Origin of the sequence: Streptomyces sp. NPDC059696 (genome assembly GCF_042733745.1) — a bacterium.
In the GTDB taxonomy this organism is placed as follows: Bacteria; Actinomycetota; Actinomycetes; order Streptomycetales; family Streptomycetaceae; genus Streptomyces.
In genome coordinates, this window is sequence record NZ_JBHWFG010000089.1 from 1 (window position 1) to 2,641 (window position 2,641).

The window sequence follows — 2,641 nt, forward strand, 5'->3', positions numbered from 1 at the left end:
GCAGCGTCATTTGTTTATAAGTGCCTGGCTCCGGTTGGCGCCGGAGCTCGCTGCGGGCCTTCTGCGGTGGTTCAATTCCAGCGGTCGGCTTCCGGCGTACCGGAGGCCGACCGCTAACCGATTTTCTGTCGCGGGGCTGTGGTTCAGATGCGGGTCATGGTGGACGCGTAGCCGCCCCCACCGGGGTAGACCCAGTCGCCGGTCATCTGAATGCCGTCGGCGTTGAACTTGCCTTCGAAGTAGGCGGGGCTGCCCTTCTCGCCCGCCCAGATGGTGAGCTTGTCGTCGACCAGCTCGTAGACGTAGTCGAAGGTGTTGCCCTGGGAGTCGTAGTACCGCGACACCACGTCGTCGCCGGGCTGCTCGCCGAACGGGCGGAGGTGGCCGATCATCTCCATGCCGGAGACCTGTTCGCCGTCCTGGGTGAGGTCCACGTGCTGGATCAGGAAGAATCCGCCGGGCATCCACTCGTACCGGACGGTGCCTTCGGCTCCGCCGGTGACGGCCCAGGTGCCGACCAGGCGGTCGAGAGACTTCAGTTCAGCGCTCGGCGTGTTGGCTTCGGACATGTCGTTCTCCTCGAAAGGTCTCTTCCGGGTTCCACTTGGTCGCCTTCCCGCCCAGCGGGGGAGGAGGCTTCTTTCGCCGGTCGTCAGGAGACGGGCTGCCGGGGAATGGGGTCGGTGGGCCTGCTGGGGGGCTCGCGGTGCCCGCCCCCCCGGGGGGGCGCGGTCTTACGCTGCACGGTCCGGGGGGCGGGGCGGTGGCGACATGCCGTGTCGCCGTCCGACAGAACCCTTCCGCGTGGGCCCGTACCAAGCGGATCGAAAAGTGGATCGAATAGTTCCGGAAGTAACGGTTATCTTCGCAGCGACGGCGGAGGAACCGTCGCTGCGGTGGTTCGGTCGCCGCAGCGACCGGAGAGTCGCTCGGTCGCTCGCCCGCGTGTGCGTGCTACCAGGGCAAACGGGCCTTCCGACGTCCGTAGCGACTCAAGCGACTCAAAGTTCGGGTATATGAAGCCATTTCGCGTGTGCAGGTGTGCGTCATATACAGGTGGGTCGAGTCGCTTCAGTCGCTGTCGGGCATCGGCAACCCCTCCGAACTGCCGCTATGTCGATTCAGAGGTACAGCGACTCACGAGGTTCGGTCGCTGTGGAATTCGTACGAGCGAGTAGAGGCTTCTTCGGCCTCGATACGGTGCAAGATTCGGGAAGAGGAAGCTCCGCACAGGCCGGATGTTTTCGCTAATCTGTGTTGGTCGTTGGGTCGCTTCAGTCGCTACGGGGGAACGGTGTATGGCTCCTGAGCTGCGCGTTCTGGGATTCTCCACCGCACGCCCGGGATCCGTCCTCCCGGCTGGGCCGCGGTCTGTGGACGTTGCCCGGTGGTGTGCGGAGCAGGGTTGGCCGGTTCATCCGTTGGCGGCCGGCCGCAAGACTCCGGCGGGCAACTGCGAGGCCTGCCGGGCTCCCGGTCACGCCTACTCGGGCTGTCCATGCCCGGCAGAAGGGCGTTGGTGCCACGGTTTCCGGGCCGCCACCCGTGACGTCGAGAGAATCGTGCGGTGGTGGGGGAGCGCCCCGGAGTCAGGGGTGGGGGTCTCGTGCGGTCCAGCGGGGCTGGTGGTCATCGACATCGACGCCCACGGGCAGGAGCTTCCCGAGCGCGACCGTCTGCTGCCGGGCATCCCCATCCCGGGGCAGGTGGACCTGACGGGCCTCGCGAACGGCTACCACACGCTGGCTGTTCTGGCGGCCCTGCGGGGCGCTCCCGACCCGGCCGCCGACGAGGGCACCCTGCGGGTGCGGACCCCGTCAGGCGGCCTCCACGTCTGGTACCGGGCACCGGACGCCCGTCCGTGGCAGAGTTCTTCGGGGTCGGGTGGCGGGCGTGCGCTGGCCTGGCAGGTGGATGTGCGCGCCCATGGCGGGTACATCATCGCGCCGGGGACGCGGACCCGGGCGGGGGCCTACAGGGTTTTGGGCTCGTGCACCAGGCCTGCGGTGCTGCCGGCCTGGCTGGCCGAGGAGCTTGAGCGTACGGGCCACCTGCCCCGGGACCGGCCGCCCGGGCCCCGCCCCGTGCCGCCCAGAGCGCTCCAGGCGGTCGTCGAGGCGGGCGGCGGCAGGCAGGGGGCCTTCAGCGTGCTCGGCTCGGTGCTGGCCGAGGTGACCGCCTGCGCGGCGCATGCCGAGGGCGCCGGTTTCTCGGAGAAGCTCAACCGGGCCTCGTACACCGCGGGCGGACTCGTCACCGCCGGGTTCCTCACCCGTGAGCAGGCGGAGCAGATCCTTCAGGACGCCGCGGCCGGGGCCCGCCCGGAGCAGGGCAGGAGGGCGGCCGGGATCATCCGCAGCGGGATGTCCGCCGGTGCGCGCCGGCCGCTGTACCCGGGGAGAGAGGGATGACCCCCGGAGGGGGATCGCCGTCCGGCTTCGACGCTCATGCCGTGGCAGCTCAGATCATCGCCCGGTCCGCTTCTTCCGGACCTCCACAGTCTGTCGGAGGTCTTCCGGGCCAGGTGGGGGCGTCTGTGCTCCAGGAGCGGGTGTTGGGGGTGGGTTTGTTACCTGATTCGTTGACGGATCGGGGGAACGCGAAGCTGTTCGTGCGGTTGTACGCGCAGGATTATCGGCAT

General features: G+C 68.8%; 2 protein-coding genes and 1 pseudogene. 2 read left to right on the forward strand and 1 reads right to left on the reverse strand.

Translation table 11 applies throughout. The features are described from left to right. Positions 1-143: 143 nt before the first annotated feature. Entirely contained in the window at positions 144-569 is a 426-nt protein-coding gene (locus tag ACFV20_RS36690; protein ID WP_073772431.1) for a hypothetical protein, read from the reverse strand. 729 nt (positions 570-1,298) lie between these two features. Between ACFV20_RS36690 and ACFV20_RS36695 the strand changes: the two genes are divergently transcribed. Beyond that, positions 1,299-2,411, forward strand: coding sequence for a bifunctional DNA primase/polymerase (locus ACFV20_RS36695; protein ID WP_079190753.1), 1,113 nt, complete (start codon positions 1,299-1,301; stop codon positions 2,409-2,411). Positions 2,412-2,452: 41 nt separating this feature from the next. Continuing rightward, a pseudogene (locus ACFV20_RS36700) lies at positions 2,453-2,641 on the forward strand (DNA primase); the annotation flags it as partial.